The organism is Rhodococcus sp. D-46, from assembly GCF_011290655.1.
GTDB classification, from domain to species: domain Bacteria; phylum Actinomycetota; class Actinomycetes; order Mycobacteriales; family Mycobacteriaceae; genus Rhodococcus_F; species Rhodococcus_F qingshengii.
Genome location: NZ_JAANTF010000011.1, coordinates 275,260 through 293,151, shown reverse-complemented (window position 1 = coordinate 293,151; position 17,892 = coordinate 275,260). Strand labels below are relative to the sequence as shown.

13 protein-coding genes are annotated in these 17,892 nt (G+C 63.9%); 8 read left to right on the top strand and 5 right to left on the bottom strand.

What is annotated here, in order from left to right:
• Positions 1-40: 40 nt before the first annotated feature.
• A complete protein-coding gene (locus tag G9U53_RS27735; RefSeq protein ID WP_007736151.1) occupies positions 41-841 on the bottom strand; it encodes an enoyl-CoA hydratase/isomerase family protein in 801 nt (266 codons plus the stop codon).
• On the opposite strand from G9U53_RS27735, the gene G9U53_RS27730 reads away from it, so the two are divergent.
• On the top strand, positions 840-2,240 hold the full coding sequence (locus G9U53_RS27730; protein WP_064444035.1) for an FAD-binding oxidoreductase: 1,401 nt from the start codon (positions 840-842) through the stop codon (positions 2,238-2,240). The two genes, G9U53_RS27735 and G9U53_RS27730, sit on opposite strands and share 2 nt — an antisense overlap.
• Here the strand turns inward: G9U53_RS27730 and G9U53_RS27725 are convergent.
• Positions 2,200-3,684, bottom strand: a complete 1,485-nt coding sequence (locus G9U53_RS27725) for a DHA2 family efflux MFS transporter permease subunit (RefSeq protein ID WP_003945132.1) — start codon at positions 3,682-3,684, stop codon at positions 2,200-2,202. The genes G9U53_RS27730 and G9U53_RS27725 overlap by 41 nt on opposite strands.
• A gap of 2 nt (positions 3,685-3,686) precedes the next feature.
• Complete coding sequence (locus G9U53_RS27720) at positions 3,687-4,310, bottom strand: PadR family transcriptional regulator (protein ID WP_007736146.1); 624 nt, start codon at positions 4,308-4,310, stop codon at positions 3,687-3,689.
• A 126-nt stretch (positions 4,311-4,436) separates the two neighbouring features.
• On the opposite strand from G9U53_RS27720, the gene G9U53_RS27715 reads away from it, so the two are divergent.
• On the top strand, positions 4,437-5,126 hold the full coding sequence (locus G9U53_RS27715; protein ID WP_165639640.1) for a GNAT family acetyltransferase: 690 nt from the start codon (positions 4,437-4,439) through the stop codon (positions 5,124-5,126).
• 23 nt (positions 5,127-5,149) lie between these two features.
• Positions 5,150-6,184, top strand: a complete 1,035-nt coding sequence (locus G9U53_RS27710; protein WP_042450363.1) for a glutathione S-transferase C-terminal domain-containing protein — start codon at positions 5,150-5,152, stop codon at positions 6,182-6,184.
• An 11-nt stretch (positions 6,185-6,195) separates the two neighbouring features.
• On the opposite strand, the gene G9U53_RS27705 is transcribed toward G9U53_RS27710, so the two are convergent.
• Positions 6,196-6,606 (bottom strand): VOC family protein, encoded by a 411-nt coding sequence (locus tag G9U53_RS27705; RefSeq protein ID WP_003945129.1) that lies wholly within the window; start codon positions 6,604-6,606, stop codon positions 6,196-6,198.
• A 154-nt stretch (positions 6,607-6,760) separates the two neighbouring features.
• On the opposite strand from G9U53_RS27705, the gene G9U53_RS27700 reads away from it, so the two are divergent.
• The 5 genes from G9U53_RS27700 (at position 6,761) to G9U53_RS27680 (ending at position 17,133) form a co-directional block, all read left to right on the top strand.
• Positions 6,761-7,510: a hypothetical protein gene (locus G9U53_RS27700; RefSeq protein WP_003945111.1), complete on the top strand. Its 750-nt coding sequence runs from the start codon at positions 6,761-6,763 to the stop codon at positions 7,508-7,510.
• A gap of 68 nt (positions 7,511-7,578) precedes the next feature.
• On the top strand, positions 7,579-8,580 hold the full coding sequence (locus G9U53_RS27695) for an ATP-binding cassette domain-containing protein (protein WP_007736138.1): 1,002 nt from the start codon (positions 7,579-7,581) through the stop codon (positions 8,578-8,580).
• On the top strand, positions 8,577-9,350 hold the full coding sequence (locus G9U53_RS27690; RefSeq protein ID WP_058037435.1) for an ABC transporter permease: 774 nt from the start codon (positions 8,577-8,579) through the stop codon (positions 9,348-9,350). The genes G9U53_RS27695 and G9U53_RS27690 overlap by 4 nt, the downstream gene beginning before the upstream one ends.
• Positions 9,351-9,386: 36 nt before the next feature.
• A complete protein-coding gene (locus G9U53_RS27685) occupies positions 9,387-13,196 on the top strand; it encodes an ABC transporter ATP-binding protein (protein WP_165639639.1) in 3,810 nt (1,269 codons plus the stop codon).
• Between the two features lie 175 nt (positions 13,197-13,371).
• A complete protein-coding gene (locus G9U53_RS27680) occupies positions 13,372-17,133 on the top strand; it encodes a multifunctional oxoglutarate decarboxylase/oxoglutarate dehydrogenase thiamine pyrophosphate-binding subunit/dihydrolipoyllysine-residue succinyltransferase subunit (protein ID WP_165639638.1) in 3,762 nt (1,253 codons plus the stop codon).
• 72 nt (positions 17,134-17,205) lie between these two features.
• On the opposite strand, the gene G9U53_RS27675 is transcribed toward G9U53_RS27680, so the two are convergent.
• Positions 17,206-17,835: a TetR/AcrR family transcriptional regulator gene (locus G9U53_RS27675; RefSeq protein WP_007736130.1), complete on the bottom strand. Its 630-nt coding sequence runs from the start codon at positions 17,833-17,835 to the stop codon at positions 17,206-17,208.
• Between the last annotated feature and the right edge of the window lie 57 nt (positions 17,836-17,892).

Here is a 17,892-nt window from a genome sequence, read left to right as displayed (position 1 = left end):
TCACAGTTCGTGGAGGTCTCTGGCGATAATCGTCGCAAACTTACTTTCCGGAGTAGACCGCTTTGCCCGGTCCGACCTCGAGGAAACTGCGGACAGCGCCGCGTAGGTCATCGGTGGCGAACAGCGCACCGGACACCCCGGGAGTCACCGAATCCGCGTGGGCGATCCCGCCGGAACGCCAGGCCGCCACGATCTGCTTGGTGGCGTCGTGGGCTCGCGTGGGCCCGTCCGCCAACCGGGCCGCCAGGGCACGCGCCGCAGCATCGACATCGTCGTGAACTGCATTGACGACGCCCCACGAGTGCAGGGTTGCGGCGTCGTAGAGATCGCCGGTCATGACCAACTCCCGAGCCCGTCCGGAACCGGCGCGCTCGGCCAAACGCTGCGGTCCACCCATGGACGGCGTCAGACCGACCACTGTCTCGACCAGTCCGAACTTCGCCTTCGGCGCCGCGAGGATGATGTCGCAGGCCAAGGAGATCTCGAAGGCAGCAGTCAGCGTCAGCCCGTGCGCCGCGTAGATGACCGGGCACGGCAACGCCTCGAGCGGATGGCAGATCTGGGCGAACAGTTCGCGCCACAATTCCGCTCCCTGCTCCGGGTTCAGTCCGTCGAACACATGGACGTCGACGCCGGCCGAGTTGACCTTGCCCTCGGCGCGCAGAAGCACAGCGCGCGGTGGGTTTTCGGTCAGCGCTGCAACATCGGCGATGACGGCGTCGAACATGGCCTGATCGAACAGATTGAGTGGTCCGTGCGCGAACGTCAGGACAGCCACCTCGGCACCACCATCGGTGGTGAAGCGCTCGAGGCGGGTGGGATGCGATTCGGGAGCAGTCATGCCGCCACACTGCCACATCGAACCGGCCTACGATCGTCGGGTGGAGGGTCTGAGAAATGCACTCGCGGACGTTGTGGGACACCGGTTCGTCGTCGACGACGCCGACGTGTTGGCGACCCGTTCCACCGACCAGACAGGGCGCTACAGCGGGCGCGCCAGCGCTCTGGTCCGACCCGGAAATACCGCCGAAGTCTCGGCAGTGCTGAACGTGTGCCGCTCGCGCGGCGTACCGGTCACCGTTCAGGGCGGGCGAACCGGTCTGGTCGCCGGGACGGTGCCCGAGCACGACGACGTCCTGCTCTCCACCGAACGCCTCCAGGCCATCGGCGAAGTCGATGTTGCCGCCGGTCGGATCACCGTCGGTGCGGGAGTGGCACTCGCGCAGGTACATTCGGCGGCCGCCGCCGCCGGTTTGAAGTTCGGTGTCGACATAGCCTCGCGGGACACTGCGACGATCGGCGGCATGGTGTCCACCAATGCCGGTGGCCTGCACACGGTTCGATACGGGAACATGGCCGAACAGATGCTCGGACTCGAGGTGGTACTCCCCGACGGAACTACTGTGCGCCGGTCACCGAAAGTGCTGTCGGGCAACTCCGGATACAACCTGCCCGCGCTGTGGGTCGGTAGCGAAGGAACTCTAGGGGTGGTCACTTCCGTCGACCTGAAATTACGGAAGATACCGACCTACCGCGTGACGTCGCTGATCGGTTTCGACGCACTCCAAGACGTCGTCGAGGCAGGGCGAGTGTTGCGCACTCTCGACGGCGTCGACGCACTCGAATTGTTGGACGGGCGCGGTCTCGAACTGGCCGCACGCCATTTGAAAGCCGCGGTTCCGACGGGGCGACCGTGGTACCTCCTCGCCGAGGTGTCCGCGGCCCACGATCCGCTGGAAGACCTGGCCGAGCTGCTCGAACGCATCGGCCCACCGCAGACCCCGGCAGTGGCGGTCGACGCCCCCGGCTCGACGCGCTTGTGGGCGGCCCGCGAATGCTTCGCCGAGGTGGTCGGATTGTTCGGTCCCCCACTGAAATTCGACGCGGCGCTACCGCTGGACTCGCTTGCCACCTTCACCGAGGACGCAACGGCGGTGATCGCGAGCCGAGCGCCCGAGGCAATTCCGATCCTGTTCGGACACGTCGCTGAGGGAAACATCCACCTCAACGTCCTGAACTGTCCGAACGCCGACACCGTGTACCGCAGCGTCCTCGAACTGGTTCGCGATCACGGCGGAAACGTCAGTTCCGAGCACGGGGTGGGCTCGCTCAAACGCAACTATCTGGACCTGGCCCTCTCTGCGGAGGACATAGCCACGATGTGGGCGATCAAGCGAGCCCTGGACCCGAGCGACTATCTCAATCGTGCAGTGATGTTTCCCGACGCGCTTCGGCACTGACGGCCATCGCGTCGTCGTGTGCGTCGCCGCGCAGAGGCCGAGCGAAGCACACCGAAGCGACGAAGCCGATGAGCAGCACGCCTGCGGGCAGCCAGATCGACTCCGACATCGCCGTGCTGAACGGTTCACGGACGAACTCGGGTAGGTGACCCACTCCGGCTTCGGAACTGCCGCCGGTCAGACCCTGAGCCGCCAATCGTGCGGTGATCAGTGCTCCGATCGCGGCACTGCCGAGAACCGCACCCACCTGCCGGGTGGTGTTGTAGACGCCGGCGCCGGCGCCGGCCTGCATCGGAGGCAGGTTGTGTGTGGCGGTGGCCGCGAGCGGTGACCAGATGCATGCGTTGGCGAAGCCGATCAGGCCGATCGGCAGGAGCAGTTCCCAGATCGCGACGTCGGGAGACATCACCAGTGCGAGCCAGCCCAGGGCGATCGCAAACAGCAGGAAGCCGGTGCCCGCGATGTAGCGCGGATGCGTCTTGTCGACGAGCTTGCCGATGATCGGCGCAAAGATGCCGGTTAGCACGGCCATCGGAACGAGGAGGAGCGCCGACTGCGTCGGGGAGAGTCCGCGAACTGCCTGGGTGTAGAACATCAGCGGAAGGACCATCGACGTGATCGCGAAGCCCATCGCGGTGATCGCGACGTTGGCGAGCGAGAAGTTGCGGTCCTTGAAGAGTTCGAGTGGGAGCAAGGGCTCGTTCTTGTTGCGCGACTGGTAGAACACGAACACCGCGAGCAACACCACACCGGCGCCGATCAGGCTCCAGACGAATCCGTTCCAGTCGTACGAACTGCCTTCCTGGATTCCGAACACGAGCAGGAACATGCCTGCGGCGCTGAGAATCACGCCGGGGATGTCGAACTTGTGCTCGCTGGTCGGCAACGACGGAACAAGCTTCCACGCGAGGAGGAAGGCGATGACACCGACCGGGACGTTGACGATGAAGATCCATTCCCAGCCGAGATTGTCGACCAACACACCACCGGCAAGCGGACCGACCAGCGTCGCAACACCGGCAACCGCGCCCCACAGGCCCATTGCGGCGCCACGCTTGTTCGGCGCGAACGTGCGTGTGATGACGGCCATCGTCTGAGGCGTCATCATTGCGGCGCCCAGACCCTGGAAAGCCCTTGCCACGATGAGCATCTCGACGCTGCCGGACAGACCACACCACAGTGAAGCGCCGGTGAACAGTACGAGGCCGATCATGTACAGGTTCTTCGGTCCGAACCTGTCACCGAGCCGGCCGGTGACGAGCAGCGGCACCGCGTACGCCAGCAGGTACGCGCTGGTGACCCAGACGACCTTGTTGATGTCGGTGCCGAGGTCCTCCATGATCGCAGGGTTGGCGACAGCGACGATGGTGCTGTCCACCAGAATCATGAAGAACCCGATACACAGCGCCCACAGCGCGTGCCAGGGATTGACCTGCTTTTCCATCTTCAGTCCTTAGGTAGTGCGGACGAGCCTGCGGAGCCGGCCAGCCGGTCGAGAAGTTCTTGTGAGAGCCAGGGCATTTCGCCGCTCTCGATGTCTGTCACCAACGCGCCGATCCACTCTCTTTCGGCGACGGTCAGTGCGTGGGCGTAGTCCGCGCCCACCGTGAAGATTCGTGGTTTTTCCGCCGCCTTCAGCGCTTCGTAGTCGGCCTCGAATTTCGCGATCGTCTTGTCGAGGTGCGCGAGACGAATTCGAAGCATCTGACACGCGGTGGACGCGGAAAGGTTGTGCATTTCGGCGAGCGCGAGCGGCAACCGCGGATACTCCCGCACCGGAACCGCCAACATCTCACGTAGTTGATGCTCGAGGGCCTCACGGCCCCGGGCGGTGATCTCGTACGTCGTCCGTTCGGGCCGGTTGCCCTCACGATCGGTCCCGATCGAAGCCAGAAGTTCCTGCTTCTCCAACCGGGAAACCGTGTGATAGAGCGATCCCGGCTTGATCTTCACCAACTGATCGCCCCGGCGAACCGAGGCCAGTTGATACATCTCGTACGGATGCATCGAACGCTCGGACAGCAGGCCCAGAACGGTGATTCCCAGAGGCGTCAGTGACACGTCACCCATGAGTCCCCCTCCCTGACAAGCCGCAATTGACTATTTCTTGACTATTCCACCTGAAATAGTCCACATGGAATATACGACCTCTGTCCATCTCGATCAACCCGTTCGAATCGGACTAGCCTGTAGCGAGTGGACGAACATCACCTCGACATCATCCGACTCGCTTGGGCACGTGAACTGGGCCTCGGCGACTCGGCACTTCGGCCGGCACACACGGCCCGCGTCGTCGGCGACGACATCCACGTTCTCGATCTGGCAGGCTCAGGTGCGATCGTCGGGCCGCAGTGGTTCATCGAGCGCACCGAGGACATCTCCGTCGACGCCCTGCTGCAACCGGCGCGTCTACTCGAGATCGCCGGCGATCACGGCGGCAGAATCACCGGCCCCGTCGATCTCGCTTTCCTCGGCGACTACACGGACGCGCCGCCCGACGAGCAACTACTGATTTCCCACGACATCGACGACGCCCTCGCCGTCGCTGCGCTGTGCCCACCCGACGACAGCACCACAGCCGACCTCGGAAACCGGGCGCGGTGGTTCACCGCCCTCACCGATTCCACCGAGGTGCTCGGATGCGCGGCGTACTCCGAATTTCAGGGATTCGTGGCAGATCTCACGACCCTGACTGCTCCAGCGCATCGCCGTCACGGAATCGGCTGCGCAGTAACGCTTCTCGCTGCGGAGGACGCTCTCGATTCCGGATTGATCCCGCAGCTACGCACAAGTCGCGGCAGTGCGATCGGAGCGACGCTTCCACGTAAAGCCAAATTCGACGTTCTGGGGGCATACGCTCGGGTACACGTGCACCTGCCCAGTTGACACTCGAACGAGAGGGACCGCGGATGAGTACGGAAGACGGCGCGAGCGAACCGACATTCGTCGAAGAGGGTCGTGAATTCAAACGCGACACCAACTACATCCCGACCCGGATCACCGAGGACGGCCGCGACGGTTACCCCGTCGAACCCGGGCGATACCGGTTGATCGTGGCACGTGCTTGCCCGTGGGCAAACCGCGCCATCATCGTCCGCCGCCTACTCGGCCTCGAAGACGTACTGTCGATGGGCATCTGCGGTCCGGTTCACGACAAGCGAAGCTGGACTTTCGATCTCGACCCGGGCGGCGTCGATCCCGTACTGAAGATCCCGCGACTGCAGGACGCATACTTCGCCCGAGATCCCCACTACCCCAGGGGAATCACGGTGCCCGCCATGGTGGAGATCGCCACGGGCAAGGTGATCACGAACGACTACCCACAGATCACCCTCGACTTCTCGACGCAATGGAAGAAGTACCACCGCGAAGGCGCACCGGATCTGTACCCGGAGCCTCTGCGAAACGAAATCGACGAAGTGGCCGAGTACGTTTTTCGCGACGTCAACAACGGCGTCTACCGCTGCGGTTTCGCCGGTTCACAGCAGGCGTACGACGAGGCATACGACACGCTGTTCGCCCGCCTCGACTGGCTCACCGAACGTCTTGCCCGGCAACGTTTCCTGGTGGGCGACACCATCACCGAAGCCGATGTGCGCCTGTTCACCACGCTGGCGCGGTTCGATCCCGTCTATCACGGCCACTTCAAGTGCAACAGAAGCAAACTCAGCGAGATGCCGGTGCTGTGGGACTACGCGCGCGATCTGTTCCAAACCCCCGGATTCGGTGACACCATCGACTTCACACAGATCAAAGCGCACTACTACATCGTGCATTCCGAGATCAATCCCTCCGGAATCGTGCCCAAGGGACCGGAATTGACACACTGGCTCGAACCGCACGGACGCGAACAGTTGGGTGGCCGACCGTTCGGGGACGGCACACCACCTCATCCGCCCATCCCGTCGGAAGTGGTTCCGGCAGAGCACTGGGCCACCAGGTAGGTCGCGGGGGGCTACTCCCCTGCGTACGTGCCGAAACTCCAGTACACACCTTCGGGATCACGGCAGGTGAACCCCCGCGAACCGTAGTCCTCGTCGCGCAATCCCTGCGTGATCGTGGCGCCCGCCGCGACAGCGCGTTCGTGGAGTGCATCGGCGGCGTCCGCGTCGTCCACGACGATGTACACCGAACCGATTCCAGGCGGCAGGCCGGCGATCGCAGAATCGGTGCGCGGCGAACCCAACATGATGCCGCCACCGCCCGGCCAGTCGAGTTGGGCGTGGTCCACCACGTCTCCCTCTCCGTAGACGGCCTTCTCCACGAAACCGAAGGTGCTCACCAGAAAGTGGATTGCCGCACGGGCGTCGAGGTAGCGCAGCGTCGGCCAGATGGTCGTCGAACGAGATTCCGAAGTGGCGGTCATAACACTCGAACTCCTGCCTGGGAAAACTCACGAAGAAAACCGAGTCTCGTACGAGCCTATGGCCCCGGTGATCACCGCCGCCAGCGAAAACTTCACCTATTCTCGAGATACGGTCCACCTCGCTTCAGAGGAGGACAACTGTGGAGGGGCAGCAATGAGCAAGTCGACGAACAACGACAGCGGGCGTATCGAGAAGGTCCTCGTTTCCGTTCTCGACAACGGAAGCCGCCTGCAAGCACCCGCAGTGGCCAAATACGTCAACCATGTCCGTAAGGCCCACCCCGACGAGTCACCTGCTCAGATCGTCGAGCGGATGGAGAAGATGTTCATTCTCGCCGTGACCGGAAGCGGCAGTGCCGTCGGCGCCACCGCCGCCGTGCCGGGCGTCGGAACGGTCGCGTCCATCGCTGCCGTCGGTGCGGAATCGGCTTTCTTCCTCGAGGCGTCAGCGCTGCTGACGTTGGCAATTGCGTCAGTGCATGGAATCTCCGTACAGGATCACCAGCAACGACGTGCCCTGGTCCTGGCAGTCGCCCTCGGCGAATCCGGTATGGAGATCGTGCAGAAGGCCACCGGAATCACAGCCAAGAACTGGGGAACGGCAATCACGAGCAAGATTCCCGGACCCACGATGAGGGGAATGAACAGCACCCTCGTGCGGAAATTCGTGACCAAGTACGCCGCGAAGCGCAGCGCACTGATCCTCGGCAAGCTCGTTCCGGCCGGAATCGGTGCGGTCATCGGCGGTGCGGGCAACCGTGCAATCGGCAAGGGCGTCGTCAAGAATGCGCGCGAAGCCTTCGGACCGGCACCGGCCAGGTGGACCGACCACCTGATCGTGATGCCTGCCGACGATGCCGCAGTGCTTCCCCAGACGGAGACACGCCGGGCCATCCGCAGATAGCCGTCCGGGCCGTAGGCTCGCATCACGTATTCGCCGCCGACCCGGGAGCAGCATTGACGAACACCGCAATGGGATCCTTCTCTGCCCCCATCGAGATTCGTGGGTTGACGAAGACGTTCAAGGCGGCGCGCGCGGTCAACGACCTGAGCTTCGACGTTCAGGCGGGCTCGATCACCGGGTTTCTCGGCCCGAACGGTTCGGGCAAGACGACCACGTTGCGGATGCTCCTCGGACTGGTGTCACCGACGTCGGGATCGGCCACGATCAACGGCACCCCGATGCGTTTGCTGCCCAACCCGGCTCGGACCGTCGGCGCAGTACTCGACGTCGGCAGTCTCCATCCGAAACGAACGGCGCTCGGACACCTCGAGATCTACGCGGCCGCTATCGGCATGCCGACTCAGCGCGCGGCGCAGGTGCTGGACATGGTCGGTCTGAGATCGGTCGGAGTCCACAAGACCGGCACCTTCTCGCTCGGGATGCGCCAACGCCTGATCCTTGCCACCGCGATGCTCGGTGATCCCGAGATCCTCGTGCTCGACGAACCCGCGAACGGACTCGACCCCGAGGGCATGGCGTGGCTTCGTCAGTTCCTGCAGACCTTCGCCGGTTCCGGCCGAACGGTTCTGATCTCGAGTCACGCGCTTCGTGAAGTGGAAGCGACCGTCGACAGCGTGGTCATCGTCAGCGCCGGCTCACTCGTCTACCAAGGGACCATGGACGAACTTCGCCGCTCGCAGCGCAGTCGACTGCTCGTCTCGTGTTCCAACCCAGCGCTCCTCGCCACGGCATTGGCCGCTCGCGGAATCATCGACGCCCAGATCACGCAGGACGGACGGCTCGCCGTGGGCGGCACCGACACGTCGGTGCTCCCACCGGTGGCATCCGCCGCCGGTGTCACGATCTTCGGCGTCGCAACCGAAGGCGCAGATCTCGAGCAACTGTTCCTCGCGATGACAACACCGCAGTACGCGGTTCCCCAGGTCGGATACCACCGCCCACCCGGTCCCGGTTCCGGACCGGGCTATTACGGCCCTGCCGCATACGGACCTTCCGGAGGACACCGATGACCACGCTCGTGCGCGCGGAGACACTCAAAGTTCTCACCCTGCGCTACTGGTGGGCACTGGCCATCGCACCGGTCGTCGTGGCCGTGCTGATTGCTGCCTCGACTCGGACGTTCGTCGAAGTCGTGGCCGATTCGGCTGACACCACCTTCGACGTCGATGTCGTGTCCACCGGCGTCAGCCTCGGTGTCTCCAACACGCTTGTCCTGGTGTTCGCGGCTGTCTTCGGAGCACTCACCGCCGGATCCGAATTCGGCTACAAAACTCTCACCACGACGTTCCTCACAGCTCGCGGCCGTGACGGAGTTCTCGGCGCAAAACTTGCCGTCGTCGCGGTATTCGCCGTCGGCTACGCGTTGGCGGTCGAAGTAGTCAGCATCGGCGCGATGTTGCTCTTCGGCCGGGACTTCAGCTTCACCACCGATCTCTTCGCCATCTGCGCCGCAGGCATTCTGGCGTGCGCTCTGTGGGCACTGCTCGGCGCCGGGGTGGCACTGCTCACCGGTTCGTCGATGGCCGGTGCCCTCTCGATCATCCTGTGGTTCGTCTTCGGTGAATGGATCGTCCGCGCAGTGCTGCTCGCGATGGATCTCGGTGGGATCGGGGCCGCGCTTCCGGTGTCGGCCACGATCGGCACGATAGTCAATGCGGCCCCGTCGATCGACGTCGACGCGTTTGCGTCCTGGCCGAGCGGCCCGATGATGCTGGCAGCTTGGGTGGTTCTGTTCTGCGGGCTCGGTTGGCTGCGGACCAGGACCCGCGACATCACCTGAAAAGGCTGTCTGGGGCCGGGTCTACCGTGGATCTCGATGAACACGATCAACACGGACAGTCCGGTAGCTGGAGAGGTCGATCGAGCTCCGGGCTGGATCCGCCGCTTGGCGCACGCATGCTGGTTGCACCGAAGAGTTGCCATCGGCGCGCTTCTGGTGACCGTCATCGCTTCGGCGATCGACATCTCGTTTCCTCTTCTGACCCGCTATGCGCTCGACGCCGCAAGCCAGGAGAACCCAGGCAAGGTGATCGGGTTCGTCGCGCTGGCGATCGCGCTGCTCGCGGTCGTCCGCTTCGCGTGCCAGTACGGCCGACGGATGCTTGCCGGCCGACTCTCGCTCGATGTTCAACACGACTTGCGGCTCGCCTTGCTCGGCTCGCTGCAATGCCTCGACGGACGCGGGCAGGATCAGATCCGCACAGGCCAGGTGGTATCCCGGTCCATCACCGATTTACAACTCGTCCAGGGTTTGCTCGCGATGGTGCCGATGTCCGCGGGTGCGCTCCTGCAATTCGTGCTCGCGATCGGCATCATGGCGTGGCTCTCGCCGCTGTTGACTCTCGTCGCTGTCGCCGTCATCCCCGCAGTAGGGCTGGTGGTGTTCCTGATGCGACCGATGCTCTTCGCCGCAACATGGTCCGCGCAGCAGCGGGCCGCCGACCTCGCCCAACATGTCGAGGAAACCGTCACGGGCGTGCGCGTCGTCAAGGGATTCGGGCAGGAACAACGAGCCGTCGACCAACTCGAAAAGCACAGCCGCACGCTGTATTCGGAGCGTCTTCGCGCCGCGTGGTTGAACGCGAAATTCGCGCCGACCATGGCCGCCTTGCCCCAGCTGGGGCAGGTGGGAGTGATCGCCCTCGGCGGGTATCTCGCACTGCACGACAAGATCACCGTGGGAACGTTTCTCGCGTTCGCCACCTACATCGTGACGATGACCGGCGTCACCCGAACTCTGTCGTCGGTCATCGTCATGGCGCAGCTTGCGCGCGCCGCTGTCGAGCGTGTCTACGACGTCATCAACGCTCAGCCGGACATCGCCGATCCTGACCATCCGGTGGACCTGCCCGACGGTCCGCTCGGCGTCACTTTCGAAGACGTCGCATTCGGGTTCGACACCGAACGCGACGTCCTGACCGGGCTGAACCTCCGCATAGAACCAGGCGAGACCGTCGCCGTCGTGGGGCCGGCCGCGTCGGGCAAGACCGCGTTGTCCTTGCTTCTCCCCCGGTTCTACGCCCCGACTTCGGGTGTAGTGACCGTCGATACCGCGGGCGAGACGTTCCCCATCGGCGAACTGCGCAGTGAGCAGCTTCGTGCCGCCGTCAGCCTGGTCTTCGACGAACCTTTCCTGTTCTCGGACACCATTGCCGCCAACATCGCACTGGGTCGCGAGGACGCCTCCGACGAGGACATCCGCGACGCAGCAGCACTGGCACAGGCAGATTCGTTCATCGAGGCACTCCCGGACGGATACGACACCGTTGTCGGTGAACGAGGTCTGACGCTGTCGGGCGGCCAGCGTCAGCGCATCGCACTTGCCAGGGCACTGCTCGTCGACCCACGGATCCTGGTCCTCGACGACGCGACCTCCGCAGTCGATGCGGCTACCGAAGCCGCGATCTTCGACTCGTTCCGGGCCAGACGGCGCCAGACCACGCTCATCCTCGCTCACCGGCGGTCCACCCTGACGCTCGCAGACCGGGTCGCGGTTCTCGACGGCGGACGGATCATCGACTCCGGAACCGTGGACGAACTGGAAGCGCGATGTCCGCTCTTTCGTGCCCTGTTCTCCTCGCCGCCGGAACTACCGGCCGAACTCGACGACGTCGACTCCGATGCTTTCGGACGTGACCGCAGCGAGCCGACAACCGAGCAGTTGTGGCCGCAGGCACCGGAATCCGAAGCCGACAGCACAGCCGCTACGACGCAGGGTGCGGGCGGACCGATGGCCGGAGCGCTCAGCGGAATCGCGGTGACGCCGTCCCTGCGGGCAGCAGTCGACGCTCTCCCACCCGCACGCGAAGACCCCGGAATCGCTCCTGAGAGCCTGCGCGAATCGAATCCACAGTTCTCACTCCGACAGATCTTGAGGCCGGTCCGCTGGGTTCTACTGGCGGTTGTCGTGTGCCTTGCCCTGGACTCCGCCGCGGCGATCGCATTTCCCTCCCTCGTCAGATATGCGATCGACCACGGAGTCGTGACCGCAGACAGCACCACAGTCTGGATCGCGACGGCGTTCGGCGCGCTCCTGGTCGCCGCAGACTGGGTCATCGTGGCGGTCATGACGGTGCTCACGGCCCGAGCCGGTGAACGAGTGCTGTTCGGGCTCCGCGTCCGCAGCTATGCGCACTTGCAGCGCCTGGGTCTGGACTACTACGAACGGGAATTGTCCGGCCGCATCATGACGCGTATGACCACCGACGTCGACGCGCTCTCGTCGTTCATCCAAACCGGTATGTCAACGGCGATCGTGAGCGTCCTGACCGTCGGCGGAATTTCGATCGCCCTCCTGGCGACCGACGTGACGCTCGGCCTGGTGGCGCTGGCCGTCATCCCACCGCTCGTGGTTGCGACCGTGATCTTCCGCAAGATCTCCTCGGTTGCCTACAGCCAGTCCCGCGAACGGATCTCGCTCGTCAATGCCGACTTCCAGGAGAACATCGCCGGTCTGCGAGCAGCTCAGGCCTACCGCCGCGAAGAAGGTGCGGCGCGTAGGTTCGCAGAACGCTCCGAAAGCTACCGCCGATCGCGGATGCGGTCGCAGCGAGCCATTTCGATCTACTTCCCTTTCATTTCGTTCCTGTCCGACCTCGCGTTGGCCGCGGTCGTGTTCGTCGGTGCGCACCAGATCGCCAACGGATCGACTTCGCCCGGCGTACTGATCGCTTTCGTGCTCTACCTCGGTCTGCTGTTCGGACCGATTCAGCAACTCTCACAAGTGTTCGATGGTTACCAACAGGCAAACGTCGGATTGCAACGAATCGGCGACCTGCTGCGCACTCGCAGTTCGATCGAGACTGCCGACAGCGAGGATTTGATCGCGATCTCCGGACGACTCGACGGCGCCGTCCATCTCGACGGGGTCGGGTTCCGGTACTCGGGTGCGGACGTCGACGCCCTCTCCGATTTCGATCTGCAAATCCCGCCGGGCACGACCGTCGCTCTGGTCGGCCGAACCGGTGCCGGGAAGTCGACGGTCGTGAAGTTGCTCGCCCGCTTCTACGACCCGACGTCCGGATCGGTCGACGTGGACGGAACCGACATCCGGAACTTCCACCTCTCGCAGTACCGACGTCGCCTCGGCGTGGTCCCACAAGAAGCCCATCTGTTCACCGGCACGGTCGCCGACAACATCGCGTACGGCAGGCCGTCGGCGTCGCACGCGGAGATCGAGGAAGCGGCACGTTCCGTCGGCGCACTGAATTCGATAGCCGACATGCGTGGAGGCATGAATCATCCCGTCGGCGAGCGCGGCCAGGGGCTCTCGGCGGGCCAACGCCAACTGATCGCATTGGCCCGTGCCGAACTCGTCGACCCGGACCTTCTGCTCCTCGACGAGGCGACCGCGACGCTCGATCCCGCGACCGAACGAATGGTGCTCGAAGCAAGTCGGTCGGTCACCCGGAAACGGACTTCCGTCGTCGTAGCTCACCGCCTCGCGACAGCTGCCCGAGCGGACCTCGTTGTCGTAGTTGACCGGGGACGTATCGTTGAATACGGCCCGCACGATGTTCTGCGGTATGCCGGTGGTCACTACTCGGGACTCTGGGATGCATCGCAGGCGCGTGAGGGGAATAATCTGACGTCGAGAACTGTCATCGAAGGCAACCCCGTCGCGTGACAGTCGGCACGGATTTGTACCGCCGAGAGGTAGTGCGCGATCGCAAGATCACGGACTTCCGTGAGACAGCTCACAAATTGTGTGCCGCACAATTGCTCGTCACACGCTCGGGCTAATCTCATGTATATAGGCGCTCTGATCGGGTACCGAAATAGAAACGAGGCGAACACCTGCCGTGAGCAGCAGTTCTACATCCCAATTCGGACAGAACCAGTGGCTGGTTGACGAGATGTACCAACGCTTCCAGGACGATCCGTCGTCCGTGGATCCCAGTTGGCACGAATTCTTGACCGATTACTCGCCGGACTCGGCGAACACGGGAGGTGGAAACGGGACTGCCTCGAACGGCAACGCGGCTGCACCCGCCGCTGTTGTAGCTCCGCCTGCTGCTCCCAAGGCCACGCCTCCCGCCCCCAAGACCGCACCTCCTGCGCCGGCTGCCAAGGCTGGCGCTCCGGCCCCCGCGAAGACGGCAGCGCCCGCCGCCAAGGCCGCCCCGGCCCAGCCCGCAGCAGCCAAGCCCGCGGCCGCTACTGCCAAGCCCGCCCCTGCCGGCGGAGCCGAGGAAACCAAGGTTCTCCGCGGCGCCGCAGCCGCAGTCGTCAAGAACATGTCGCTCTCGCTCGAGATCCCGACTGCAACCAGCGTGCGTGCCATCCCCGCGAAGCTGATGTTCGACAACCGCATCGTCATCAACAACCACCTCGCGCGTACCCGCGGCGGCAAGATCTCGTTCACCCACCTCTTGGGTTACGCGATCGTCCAGGCAGTCAACGCGTTCCCCAACATGAACCGGCACTTCGCCGAAATCGACGGCAAGCCGAACGCGGTCACGCCCGAGCACACCAATCTCGGACTCGCGATCGACCTTCCCGGAAAGGACGGCAACCGCTCACTGGTAGTTGCCGCCATCCGGAACACCGAGTCGATGAACTTCGTCCAGTTCCACGCGGCATACGAGGACATCGTCCGACGCGCCCGTGAAGGCAAGCTCACCGGCGAAGACTTCACCGGCGTCACCATTTCGCTGACCAACCCGGGCGGTATCGGCACGGTTCACTCCGTTCCTCGCCTGATGAAGGGCCAGGGCGCCATCATCGGTGCCGGCGCGATGGAATACCCCGCCGAGTTCCAGGGCGCCAGCGACGAGAAGCTGGCCGAGATGGGCGTCGGCAAGTTGATGACTCTCACCTCGACCTACGATCACCGCATCATCCAGGGTGCCGAGTCGGGCGATTTCCTGCGCACGATCCACAACCTGCTGATCAGCGACGAGTTCTACGACGAGATCTTCCACGCGCTCGGCAACCCGTACGAGCCGGTGCGGTGGCGCAAGGACGTGCCGGAAGGCGCTGTCGACAAGAACACCCGCGTTCTCGAACTGATCGCTGCATACCGTGACCGCGGCCACCTCATGGCCGACACGGACCCGTTGCAGTTCGTCAAGGACAAGTTCCACAGCCACCCCGACCTCGACGTCATCAGCCACGGCCTGACGCTGTGGGATCTGGACCGTGAGTTCAAGGTCGGCGGCTTCCACGGCCAAGAGAAGATGAAGCTGCGCGACGTGTTGAGCGTGCTGCGCGACGCGTACTGCCGCCACGTCGGCGTCGAGTACACGCACATCCTCGAGACGGATCAGCGTCAGTGGATCCAGGACCGCGTCGAGGGCCATCACGCCAAGCCTTCGGTCGCTCAGCAGAAGTACATCCTGAGCAAGCTCAACGCCGCCGAGGCCTTCGAGACGTTCCTGCAAACCAAGTACGTCGGCCAGAAGCGCTTCTCGCTCGAAGGCGCCGAAGCCGTCATCCCGATGATGGACGCCGTGATCGACCAGGCCGCCGAGCACCAGCTCGACGAGGTCGTCATCGGCATGCCGCACCGTGGCCGTCTCAACGTGCTTGCCAACATCGTCGGCAAGCCGTACTCCAAGATCTTCACGGAGTTCGAGGGCAACATGAACCCGGCAGCCGCTCACGGCTCCGGCGACGTGAAGTACCACTTGGGTGCCAGCGGAACGTACATCCAGATGTTCGGTGACAACGACATCGCTGTCTCCTTGACCGCAAACCCGTCGCACCTCGAGGCCGTCGACCCGGTTCTCGAAGGCCTGGTCCGCGCCAAGCAGGACATCCTCGACAAGGGTGAAGAAGGCTTCACCGTCCTGCCGCTCATGCTGCACGGTGACGCTGCATTCGCCGGTCAGGGCGTTGTCGCCGAGACGCTCAACCTCTCGCTGCTTCGCGGTTACCGCACCGGTGGCACCGTGCACATCGTCGTGAACAACCAGGTCGGCTTCACCACCGCTCCGGAACATTCACGCTCGTCCGAGTACTGCACCGACGTCGCGAAGATGATCGCCGCACCGGTCTTCCACGTCAACGGCGACGACCCCGAGGCTTGCGTCTGGGTTGCTCAGCTGGCCGTCGACTTCCGTGAGAAGTTCGGCAAGGACGTTGTCATCGACCTCATCTGCTACCGCCGTCGCGGTCACAACGAGGGCGACGACCCGTCGATGACCCAGCCGGCCATGTACGACGTCATCGACACCAAGCGCAGCGTTCGTAAGAGCTACACCGAGTCCCTCATCGGCCGCGGTGACATCTCGCTCAAGGAAGCCGAAGACGCACTTCGCGACTACCAGGGCCAGCTCGAACGGGTCTTCAACGAGGTCCGTGAACTCGAGAAGTTCCAGCCCGAACCGTCCGAGTCCGTCGAACTCGACCAGACTCCCCCGGCTCGCCTGACCACGGCTGTCGCTCCCGAGGTTCTCGAGCGCATCGGAGACGCGTTCGTCAACGTCCCCGAGGGCTTCACCGTTCACCCGCGCGTCAAGCCGGTTGCCGAGAAGCGCCGCGAGATGGCCCGTGAGGGACATGTCGACTGGGCGTTCGCAGAATTGCTTGCGTTCGGCTCGTTGGCCGAGCAGGGTGCCTTGATCCGCCTCGCGGGTCAGGACTCCAAGCGAGGAACGTTCACGCAGCGTCACTCGGTCCTCATCGACCGCAAGACCGGCAACGAGTACAGCCCGATCGCCAAGATCGCTGCCGACGCCGAAAACGGCGGCAAGTTCATGGTCTACGACTCCGCACTCACCGAGTACGCAGGTCTGGGCTTCGAGTACGGCTACTCGGTCGGTAACCCCGACGCTCTGGTCCTGTGGGAAGCGCAGTTCGGTGACTTCGTCAACGGCGCGCAGACCATCATCGACGAGTTCATCTCTTCGGGTGAGGCCAAGTGGGGTCAGCTCTCCGACGTCGTGCTGCTCCTGCCGCACGGTCACGAGGGTCAGGGTCCGGACCACACCTCCGGTCGCATCGAGCGTTTCCTTCAGCTGTGTGCAGAAGGCTCGATGACCGTTGCGGTTCCGTCGACTCCGGCCAGCTACTTCCACCTGCTGCGTCGCCATCACCTCGACGGCATCCGCCGTCCGCTGGTGGTTTTCACGCCCAAGTCGATGCTGCGTAACAAGGCTGCCGTCAGCAACGTCGAGGACTTCACGACGGGCAAGTTCCGTTCGGTCTTCGAGGAGCCGGCATACGAGAGCGGCGAAAGCGCACGCGAATCGGTCAAGCGGGTTCTGCTGGTCAGCGGCAAGCTGTACTGGGAACTCCTGGCGAAGAAGCACAAGGACGAGCGTGACGACATCGCCATCGTGCGCATGGAGCAGCTCTACCCCGTGCCGAAGCGTCGCCTCAAGGAGACCCTGGACCGTTACCCGAATGCGGATCAGTTCCGTTGGGTCCAGGAAGAGCCCGCAAACCAGGGTGCGTGGCCGTTCCTCGGGCTGGCTCTGCCGGACCTTCTGCCGGAGACCTTGACCGGTATCAAGCGCATCTCGCGTCGTCCGATGTCCGCTCCCTCTTCGGGATCGAGCAAGGTCCACGCGGTGGAGCAGCAGGAGATCTTGGACGAGGCGTTCCTGCCGACCAACTGATCTCAGTAATTTGACAAGGGCCGGGCCCCACATTCCGCAAGGAGTGTGGGGCCCGGCCTTTCTGCGTTCACGTCAATTCGATTGCAGCAGACCCAGATCCGGCCCGGCATCGAAGCCGACGGCGGCCAGTGCCAACGCGGGCAACGACTGAACCGTCAGGTCGATCAGTTCCTCGCGGGTGATGGCGGGCGCTCGGAGCCAACTGATGGTGGCTTCCTCGACAAACGCGATCCAACCGCGAACGGCCAACTCCACCTGAGGTGTTCGAGTCAGGCCGATCTTCGGGAGCTGATCGAGGGTTCTCTTGGCCATGATGTCGCGAGTCTGCTCGAACACCTCACGCATCTGCGGATCCCCGCTGGCGGTCCCCCGGAGCAGCGAGACGTAGGTATTGCGGTTCTCGGTCACGTAGTCGACGTACGACGCCAGCACCGAGCGGAGGGTGAGCATCGGATCGTCCGACTCGCTCGGCTCGGTGCGCTGGAGCATCTGTTCACTGCTGTGTCGGACGATCGCCAGATGGAACTCGCTTTTCGACGCGAAGTAGTGGAACAGAAGCCCCCGCGAGACACCAGCCTGATCGGCGATGTCCTCGACGGAAATCTGTTCGAGCGGCCGTTCGGCCAGCATCCGCGCCCCGAGGTCGATGAGTTGCGCTCGGCGTTGCGCAGGGTCGAGCCGCGTTCGCTTTACTGCGTCCATGCCCAATAGACTACTGAATATTCGTCAATAAGCTATTGACCGTGACTCAATAAAGGC

What these genes read in the sequence shown, in the direction of transcription:
- G9U53_RS27725 (WP_003945132.1), bottom strand. Translation starts at nt 3,684, where the DNA reads ATGGAAAAGCAGGTCAATCCCTGGCACGCGCTGTGGGCGCTGTGTATC.
- G9U53_RS27710 (WP_042450363.1), top strand. Translation starts at nt 5,150, where the DNA reads ATGAGTACGGAAGACGGCGCGAGCGAACCGACATTCGTCGAAGAGGGT.
- G9U53_RS27730 (WP_064444035.1), top strand. Translation starts at nt 840, where the DNA reads ATGCCGCCACACTGCCACATCGAACCGGCCTACGATCGTCGGGTGGAG.
- G9U53_RS27720 (WP_007736146.1), bottom strand. Translation starts at nt 4,310, where the DNA reads ATGGGTGACGTGTCACTGACGCCTCTGGGAATCACCGTTCTGGGCCTG.
- G9U53_RS27700 (WP_003945111.1), top strand. Translation starts at nt 6,761, where the DNA reads ATGAGCAAGTCGACGAACAACGACAGCGGGCGTATCGAGAAGGTCCTC.
- G9U53_RS27695 (WP_007736138.1), top strand. Translation starts at nt 7,579, where the DNA reads ATGGGATCCTTCTCTGCCCCCATCGAGATTCGTGGGTTGACGAAGACG.
- G9U53_RS27735 (WP_007736151.1), bottom strand. Translation starts at nt 841, where the DNA reads ATGACTGCTCCCGAATCGCATCCCACCCGCCTCGAGCGCTTCACCACC.
- G9U53_RS27690 (WP_058037435.1), top strand. Translation starts at nt 8,577, where the DNA reads ATGACCACGCTCGTGCGCGCGGAGACACTCAAAGTTCTCACCCTGCGC.
- G9U53_RS27675 (WP_007736130.1), bottom strand. Translation starts at nt 17,835, where the DNA reads ATGGACGCAGTAAAGCGAACGCGGCTCGACCCTGCGCAACGCCGAGCG.
- G9U53_RS27705 (WP_003945129.1), bottom strand. Translation starts at nt 6,606, where the DNA reads ATGACCGCCACTTCGGAATCTCGTTCGACGACCATCTGGCCGACGCTG.
- G9U53_RS27685 (WP_165639639.1), top strand. Translation starts at nt 9,387, where the DNA reads ATGAACACGATCAACACGGACAGTCCGGTAGCTGGAGAGGTCGATCGA.